General features: G+C 70.6%; 9 protein-coding genes. 6 read left to right on the top strand and 3 right to left on the bottom strand.

What is annotated here, in order from left to right; all coding sequences use genetic code 11:
* On the top strand, positions 1-119 hold a 119-nt coding region (locus AB0J74_RS38065; protein ID WP_363457908.1), incomplete at its 5' end, for a sigma factor-like helix-turn-helix DNA-binding protein.
* A gap of 103 nt (positions 120-222) precedes the next feature.
* Here AB0J74_RS38065 and AB0J74_RS38060 read toward each other — a convergent pair.
* The gene (locus AB0J74_RS38060) at positions 223-1,137 is read right to left on the bottom strand and encodes a DUF5996 family protein (RefSeq protein WP_363457903.1); all 915 of its coding nucleotides are present in this window, start codon (positions 1,135-1,137) and stop codon (positions 223-225) included.
* 197 nt (positions 1,138-1,334) lie between these two features.
* Between AB0J74_RS38060 and AB0J74_RS38055 the strand changes: the two genes are divergently transcribed.
* The 4 genes from AB0J74_RS38055 (at position 1,335) to AB0J74_RS38040 (ending at position 3,740) form a co-directional block, all read left to right on the top strand.
* On the top strand, positions 1,335-1,523 hold the full coding sequence (locus AB0J74_RS38055; RefSeq protein ID WP_363457900.1) for a hypothetical protein: 189 nt from the start codon (positions 1,335-1,337) through the stop codon (positions 1,521-1,523).
* Between the two features lie 23 nt (positions 1,524-1,546).
* Complete coding sequence (locus AB0J74_RS38050; protein WP_363457898.1) at positions 1,547-1,867, top strand: helix-turn-helix transcriptional regulator; 321 nt, start codon at positions 1,547-1,549, stop codon at positions 1,865-1,867.
* On the top strand, positions 1,864-2,655 hold the full coding sequence (locus tag AB0J74_RS38045) for a hypothetical protein (protein ID WP_363457896.1): 792 nt from the start codon (positions 1,864-1,866) through the stop codon (positions 2,653-2,655). Before AB0J74_RS38050 ends, AB0J74_RS38045 begins: the two co-directional genes overlap by 4 nt.
* Positions 2,656-2,807: 152 nt before the next feature.
* Positions 2,808-3,740, top strand: coding sequence for a 5,10-methylenetetrahydrofolate reductase (locus AB0J74_RS38040; protein WP_363457893.1), 933 nt, complete (start codon positions 2,808-2,810; stop codon positions 3,738-3,740).
* A 7-nt stretch (positions 3,741-3,747) separates the two neighbouring features.
* Here AB0J74_RS38040 and AB0J74_RS38035 read toward each other — a convergent pair whose 3' ends face one another.
* Together AB0J74_RS38035 and AB0J74_RS38030 are read right to left on the bottom strand one after the other, a co-directional pair.
* Positions 3,748-4,458: a hypothetical protein gene (locus AB0J74_RS38035; RefSeq protein ID WP_363457890.1), complete on the bottom strand. Its 711-nt coding sequence runs from the start codon at positions 4,456-4,458 to the stop codon at positions 3,748-3,750.
* Between the two features lie 226 nt (positions 4,459-4,684).
* Positions 4,685-5,068 (bottom strand): YciI family protein, encoded by a 384-nt coding sequence (locus tag AB0J74_RS38030; protein ID WP_363457887.1) that lies wholly within the window; start codon positions 5,066-5,068, stop codon positions 4,685-4,687.
* Positions 5,069-5,116: 48 nt separating this feature from the next.
* Here AB0J74_RS38030 and AB0J74_RS38025 point away from each other — a divergent pair, with 48 nt between their 5' ends.
* Positions 5,117-6,808 (top strand): AMP-binding protein, encoded by a 1,692-nt coding sequence (locus AB0J74_RS38025; protein ID WP_363457884.1) that lies wholly within the window; start codon positions 5,117-5,119, stop codon positions 6,806-6,808.
* Positions 6,809-6,842 lie beyond the last annotated feature (34 nt).

Here is a 6,842-nt window from a genome sequence, read left to right as displayed (position 1 = left end):
GCAACCTGACCCAATCCCAGATCGCCGACCAGATCGGCGTCTCCCAGATGCACGTCTCCCGACTGCTCGGCCGCGCCCTGACCAAGCTCCGCGGCGAACTCTCGGCGACGGGCTTCTAGACGGGCCTTAGTCTTCGTGGCCGGGGGGGTGCCTTCGCCGAAGCCCGCCATGCTCAGGTTGCCGGAACCGTCTCGAGCAGGTTGTTGAGGTGCTCTGCGCAGGTCACTCCGCCTCCTTTCGGCCCTGGGGCCAATCACCCGTGGTGGCCGCGGCCCGGTAGGTGTGACGCAGGAAGTCGAGCAACATCGCGTCCGGATCGGGTGCGGCGCGAACCGCGGCGTAGGGCAACACGTACTCGCCGAGCTCCGCGTCGAAATAGGCCCCCGGGCCGGCCGGTTGGTCGCGGTAGCCGGCCGGTTCGGGATACGCGTACGAGTAGAAGACGCCCTCGTCGGCACCGCCCGGCCAGTAGCCGGCGCTGGACACCTCGTCGCTGTAGGCCTCCCACATGACCCGGTCGGGACAGTTGGGGACGCCACCCGGGTGCCGCGGCGCCGGGCGGCCGGAGAACCGGGTGACCGCGAGGTCGAAGCCGCCCCAGAAGAAGTGCACCGGGCTGGCCTTGCCGCGGAACTCGGCCCGGAACCGGTCGAACACCCGGTTGGCCGAGACCAGCGACGTCCAGAACGCGTGCATCGCCTGCGCGTCATACGCGGTGTGCACCCTGTCCTGGTCGAACGGCACCACCTCGGAGATCTCGACCGGCCACGGCACGATGTGCACGTCGATACCCAGGGCGGCCAACTGCGCGCGGTATTCGCGGTAGAAGTCGGCCACACTTCGCGGGGCGAGCGTCATCCGGCGATGGGCGCCCGTCGTCAGCTGGATGTCGAGCGCGTGTGCGACGAAGTCGAAGCTGACCTCGACGCCGATGCCGCGGTAGGGCATCAACGACGTGGTCAGGCCCCGCCCGTTGACATACAGCGGGATGCCCCACCAGTGGTTGAGGGGCGGTGCGAGCGCGAGCCGGGTCTTGCCGACGATCTGCGTCCAGAGTTGGACCGTGTCGCGCGTCGGTTGCCAGTCGGTGATCGGGAGAGCCGGCCAGCCGGCCCGCACGACCTGGGATTCCGCCACTCCCGAAGCCTAGGCCGGATGATCGAGACGCGGCCGGGCGTACGGCGTAATCGTGCTATATTGGCGCGGTTGGAGTTTTGATTCCCTCGACGTTGCCGACGCCTGGCTTGGCTGATCTGAATGGCAACGTAAGACTCACCGCTGTCGGCGTCTCGGTCGCGGCGGGTGCACTCCACCCACACCAATGAGGACCCTGTATGACGCCGAACCACGACCACGCCACGCTGTTCGTCGCGCCGGCCGACGCGCCGGAGGCCGATGCCGCCGCCAGCACCCCGGGCCCGGCCGCCGACGACGGCGTCGAGGCGATGCGGCAACTCCGCGATCCCTTCGCGGTGCAGCCGGCACCGGCAGCCACACCGGCCGATCGGCCGATCCGCCACTAACTCTATCTAGATAGAGTTGCGCCGTGACCAGATCTCGGCGCCCTTCCCCGCAGACCGTCGCGGTGCTGTCTGCCCTCGCGGCCGACCCGTCCCGCTGGCGGCATGGCTACGACCTCGGGCAGGAGGTCGGCCTCAAGGCCGGCTCGCTCTACCCGATCCTGATCCGCCTCAGCGACCGCGGTCTGCTCGAGTCGAGCTGGGAGACCGAGCCGGAGCAGGGCCGCCCGGCCCGCCATCTCTACCGGCTGACCGACGCGGGCCTCGCCCTCGCCGCCGAGGCCGCTTCCTCCACCGAGCCGGCCGCCCAACCGCGCCAGGCGCCACAACCGCGCGGTGCGTGGTGAACCCCTCCGACCGGCTGCTGTCGGCCGCCCTGCGCGCACTGCCGCGCGAGCGCGACGAATGGGGCCGGGCGATGCGGGCGGAACTGACCGCCGTCGACTCCGGCGCGGAGCGCTGGCGTTTCCTGCTGGGTTGCCTGCGCGTGATCATGCTGCGGCCTGGCGACGCGTGGACGGCGCGCCTGGTGCGGCTCGCATGCTGCGGTGTCCTGGCCGGCACGGTGGCCGGCATCGTCGCGGGCATCGCATCGTCGGCCAACCCGGGCCAGAAGCTGCGCGAGGGCGGCTGGATCCTGACCCTGCTGATCGGCACCTACCTGTTCGGCTTCCTGGCCGTGACCTCCCGCCGCTGTGCGGCGACCACCCGGGTGCTGTTGATCGGCGGCGGCGCCGGGCTGGCCATCGTCGCCGCCGCGGCGGTGTTGATGTTCGCCGCGCCGCCGGTGCCGCGCAGCGTCGGGCCGGCGGTGCTGCTGGTCGCGCTGGGCGCGCTCGGCGCCGCGGCGCTGGCCCAGCGCCCGCACGACGACCGGGCGGCCGCGCTCGCCGGCCTGTTCGCCGCGACGGTCGGCGCGCTAGGCATCGTCATCCTGGTCGACGTCATCGCCAGCGCCGGCCCCGCCGACCTGATCCCCCTCGTCGTACCGGTGACATTGCCACCGGCGGTCCAGGTGTCCGAGAGCCGCATCGAACTGGTCGACCCCTACATCGCCCTGCTGTTCCTGGGCGCACTGGTGTCCGGTTTCCTGGGCGCGGCGGCGCTGGGGACCCGGCGGCGCACCTACAGCTGAGCGGCCGGGCGGCGGAACGCCATCCAGGCGATGGAGGAGCGCAGCGGCGCTCGCGTCGTCCGGGCCCTGGTGCCGTCAGGTGGCGGGCCAGTTCGGCGTCGATCGTGCCTACCTCGAGCCTGGCCGCGTTGATCAAGACGTACGGTGTTCCGGTGGCGCAGTCGGACGGAAACCCGTTGGCGGCGGCCTTGACCGCCGGCGACGAGGTGCTGTTGCTCGGCCTGACGCCGCCGCGGGAGAGTGTCGCGGCGGACGAGGCGGCTCGGATCGCCGAAGTGACCCTGGGCCGGCTGGCCGGGGTCGACCTCGACGGGCTGGTGCTCTACGACATCGACGACGAGGGCGACCGCAACCCGCAGCGGCGGCCCTTCCCCTACCTGCCGACCATGGATCCCGCCGCCTATCACGCCGGCCATCTGGCGGGCTGGCGGCGGCCGGTGGTGATCTACCGCTGCGTCGGCAAATATCCGGCCGCCGAGCTGTCGCGCTGGCTGGGCGGGCTCGACGCCGACCAGGTGATGACGGTGTTCGTCGGGCCGTCGTCGTCGACGAAACCGGTGCGGACCCGGCTCGACGAGGCACACGCGCTGCGCGACCGCCTCCGGCCCGACCTGAACCTTGGTGGCGTGACCATCACCGAGCGCTACACGCGACGCGGCGATGAGCACCTGCGGATGCTGGCCAAGCAGGAGCGCGGCACGTCGTTCTTCATCTCGCAGGTGGTCTACCACGTCGACGCGACCAAGAGCCTGTTGTCGGACTACTTCTACGCCTGCACCGAGCGTGGCGTACGCCCGCGCCCGGTGCTCTTCACGCTCTCCGTCTGCGGCTCGCTCAAGACGCTGGCGTTCCTGCGCTGGCTGGGCGTCGACATCCCGCGCTGGCTGGAGAACTCGCTCAGCCGCTCGCCGGACCCGTTGACCGAGTCCTACCAGCAGTGCGTCGCCAACGCCCGCGAGCTGGCCGCCTTCTGCCGCCGGCTGGGTATGCCGTTCGGCTTCAACGTCGAGAGCGTCTCGATCCGCAAGGCCGAGATCGAAGCGTCGATCCAACTCGCCAAGGAAGTGCGGACGCTGCTGCGCTGACCGGCCCTTATGCCGCCGCGACGGCGGGGACCGGGGCGGCGGCGGTCTTGGGCTCGCCGAACCGGAACTTCACGTCTGGCATGCGCCGCAGGCTCCAGATGCCCCAGGCCGCGCAGATCGCCACCATCACCGCGGTGAGGACGCCGCTGAACAGGCCGCGGGACAGCAGGGCGGCATCGAGGCCCATGTGCAGGAACCCGAGGCTCATCCCGGCGTCGATCAGCCGGCCGAGGCCCCACAGCGCTGCGGTCTGGGTGAACACCCGGCGCATGCCCTTGTGGTGCAGGAGGTGCACCGGCAGCGAGACGAAGTCGCGGGCGAGCCGCATCGTTATCGGTCTGCCGAACATCGCGCTGAGCAGGAACAGGGCCGCCATGAAGAGTGAGGCGATCACCGGCTGGACCAGGTAGACCAGGGCGCTGGAGAGCACCAGGGCGACCGCGGCCCGGGCGCACAGCGCGCCGGCACAGACCAGGAGCGTGCCGGGGAGGTGCCGGCCGGAGATCCAGCGGATGCTGACGGTCAGCACGCACCAGCCCAGAACCGCCGCGAGCGCCGGCACCAGGCCGGCGGTGTGCAACAGGATGTAGAGCAGACCGGTCGGCACGAGCGCCGTCTCCGCGAAGAGCCGCGCGGCGCGAATCAATGCCGGCTTGAGAGCGCCGACCTCGATGACGTACGGGGTTACAGCGGGGGGTGCATCTTCACAGACAGTCATAGGCCCGGGGGGGATCGGGGATAGGAGCCTCAACGTAACCCAGATTCCTCGGAAGTCCAGAGCCGATGGGTGCCCATTCTTCCGGCGAAATCGGAGGTTTCGCACCGCTCGGCGGCGAACGCGAGGATTTGCGGCTCTTAACTCACCGCATTTGCGGGTTCCTCAGAGGTTTGCGGTGCCAGCCAACTCACAGCAGGTTTCTCCCGGTCCCAAGATCAAGGACCGGTCAGTGGTCGCCGATCTCGCCCGACCAGACCGGGCGCACCTCGACCAGACCGAGTGCGGCTTCCGGGATCTTCGCCGCCCACTCCAGTGCGCGCTCCGGCGACGGGCAGTCGACCAGGTAGAAACCGGCCAGTTGTTCCTTGGACTCGGCGAACGGGCCGTCGGTCGGCAGGCCCAGCGCGGCCAGGGCCTCGGGCTGGCCCCGCAGGCGGGTCGCCGTCGACGGGTCGGCCAGGCGCTCCGACAGGATCAACTCGCCCGCCGCGGCCATCGCCTCGCCCACAGCCAGGTGTTCGGTCATGCCGGCGGCCCGCTGCTCGTCGGTGAAGCTTTCCCAGATCGCCCGCGAGCGCGGATTGCCGTACACCATGATCAGATATTTCATGGTCTTCAGTGTGGCGCGCTCCAGCGCTCGCGGTAGCAGACTGAGGCCGTGAGCCGAGAAGCGTTTCGGGCGGCGCGGGACTATCTCCTCGACGTCGCCGACGACTACGAGCGGGCGTACGCCGAATTCCGCTGGCCCGCGCTCGACGAGTTCAACTGGGCGCTGGACTGGTTCGACCCGATGGCTGAGGGCAACGACGACCCCGCCCTGTGGATCGTCGAAGAAGACGGGTCGGAGGCCAAGCGGTCGTTCCGGGAGCTGAGCCGGGGTTCCAACCGGGTCGCCAACTGGCTGCGCGACGAGGCCGGGGTCAACCGGGGCGACCGGGTCATCGTCATGCTCGGCAACCAGGTCGAGCTCTGGGAGACGATCCTGGGCTGCGCCAAGCTCGGCGCGGTGATCATCCCGGCGACGCCGCTGCTCGGGCCGGCCGACCTGCGCGACCGGTTGGACCGCGGCGGTGCCCGGCACGTGATCACGACGACCGGCTCGACCGGAAAGCTGGCCGACGTCGCGGGCGACTACTCCCGGATCGCGGTGGGCGGCGACGCACCGGCGGGGTGGCTCGACTACACCGCCGCCGCCTCCGCGTCGGACGCGTTCACCGCCGACGGGGTGACCCGGGCCGGCGATCCGCTGCTGCTCTACTTCACCTCCGGGACCACGGCGCTGCCGAAGCTGGTGGAGCACACCCACGCGTCCTACCCGGCCGGTCACCTGTCGACCATGTACTGGATCGGCCTGCGCCCCGGCGACGTACACCTCAACATCTCGTCGCCGGGTTGGGCCAAGCACGCCTGGAGCAATGTCTTCGCGCCCTGGAACGCGCAGGCCTGCGTGTTCCTCTACAACTACAGCCGGTTCGACGCGACCGCGCTGATGGCCCAGATGGACCGCTGCGGCGTCACCACCTTCTGCGCACCGCCGACGGTCTGGCGCATGCTGGCCCAGGCCGACCTGCGCAAGCTGGCCACGCCGCCGCGGGTGGCGGTCGCCGCGGGCGAACCCCTCAACCCGGAGATCATCGAGCAGGTACGCCGCGCGTGGGGCCTGACCGTCCGCGACGGGTTCGGGCAGACCGAGACCACCGTGCAGATCGCCAACACACCCGGCCAGCCGGTGAAGCCGGGTTCGATGGGCCGGCCGCTGCCGGGGTACGTCGTGGCCCTGGTCGATCCGATCAGCGGCGAGCCGGGCGACGACGGCGAGATCTGCCTCGACCTGGCGCACCGACCGCTCGGGCTGATGGTGGGCTACCACGGCGATCCGGAGCGCAACGCGGAGGCGATGTCCGGCGGTTTCTACCACACCGGCGACGTCGGTTCGCGTGACGCCGACGGCTACATCACCTACGTCGGGCGGATGGACGACGTGTTCAAGGCGTCGGACTACCGGATATCGCCGTTCGAGTTGGAGAGCGTCCTGATCGAACACCCGGCGGTCGCGGAGGCCGCGGTGGTTCCCTCGCCCGACCCGGTGCGGCTGGCCGTGCCGAAGGCGTTCGTGGTGCTCGCACAGGGCTGGGCGCCCGACGCCGAGACCGCGGCGGCGATCTTCGCCTATTGCCGCGAGCACCTCGCGCCGTTCAAGCGGGTCCGCCGGATCGAGTTCGCCGAGCTGCCCAAGACACTGTCCGGGAAGATCCGCCGGGTCGAGCTGCGGACCGGCGACCACGACCGCTACGCCAACGGCGGGCGGCCGGCTACCGAGTTCCGCGAGGACGACACCCGGGTGACTTGACCGTTTTAAGCTGTATGCCCGTTCTCCCGGTCGC

The sequence above is a fragment of the Asanoa sp. NPDC049573 genome (assembly GCF_040676615.1).
GTDB lineage: Bacteria > Actinomycetota > Actinomycetes > Mycobacteriales > Micromonosporaceae > Asanoa.
This window is presented reverse-complemented; position numbering and strand designations above follow the sequence as displayed.

Coding starts and splice junctions, on each gene's coding strand:
- AB0J74_RS38055 (WP_363457900.1), top strand. CDS start 1,335: ATGACGCCGAACCACGACCACGCCACGCTGTTCGTCGCGCCGGCCGAC.
- AB0J74_RS38035 (WP_363457890.1), bottom strand. CDS start 4,458: ATGACTGTCTGTGAAGATGCACCCCCCGCTGTAACCCCGTACGTCATC.
- AB0J74_RS38030 (WP_363457887.1), bottom strand. CDS start 5,068: ATGAAATATCTGATCATGGTGTACGGCAATCCGCGCTCGCGGGCGATC.